Below are 517 nucleotides of genomic sequence, written 5' to 3'. Positions count from 1 at the left end.
GGTGCTGGAGGCCCCCAGCGCCACCACCGATCCGCTGCTGGCCACATCGCCGGTGGCGGAGTCGGCGGCAGAACCCCTGCCTGCCGTGGCGGCACCCGTGCCCGTGGCAGGCGTTTCAGCCGTGGCGCACCGGCCCGTCGCGGTGCCGCCGGGCAGTCCGTCGCCGCTTGCTGCGTACCCGCTGGTCGATGGGGCAGATGCCACCGCCTGGGAGCAAGCCCTGGAGCGCGAAGCCCAGGGCCTGCTGGCCGCGGGCCAGAACGATGTGCTGGCGCACCGCTTCGAGTCACGCCTGATCCGCACCGCGCTGGCGGCCACCCACGGTCGCCGCATGGAGGCCGCACAGCGCCTGGGCATTGGCCGCAACACCATCACGCGCAAGATCCAGGAGCTGGGCCTGGACGGTGTGGATGAAGCAAAAAACGGCTACGGCGCTTGATTTACAAGCGCAAGCAGCTATAAAAATAATAGCAAATTACAGTGTCAATTCCAGCACCACCGGCGCGTGGTCGCTGGG

General features: G+C 68.3%; 1 protein-coding gene. It reads left to right on the top strand.

Translation table 11 applies throughout. The annotated features are described in order from the left end of the window. Nucleotides 1-439, top strand: a 439-nt coding sequence (locus tag ACMUOY_RS21005) for a helix-turn-helix domain-containing protein (protein ID WP_413894629.1), incomplete at its 5' end; no start/stop codon positions are given. Between the last annotated feature and the right edge of the window lie 78 nt (nt 440-517).

The sequence above is a fragment of the Candidatus Skiveiella danica genome (assembly GCF_022705245.1).
Taxonomy (GTDB): Bacteria; Pseudomonadota; Gammaproteobacteria; order Burkholderiales; family Burkholderiaceae_C; genus Skiveiella; species Skiveiella danica.
The sequence above is the reverse complement of the archived record's forward strand: the minus strand, read 5'-3'. Positions and strand labels throughout refer to the sequence as shown.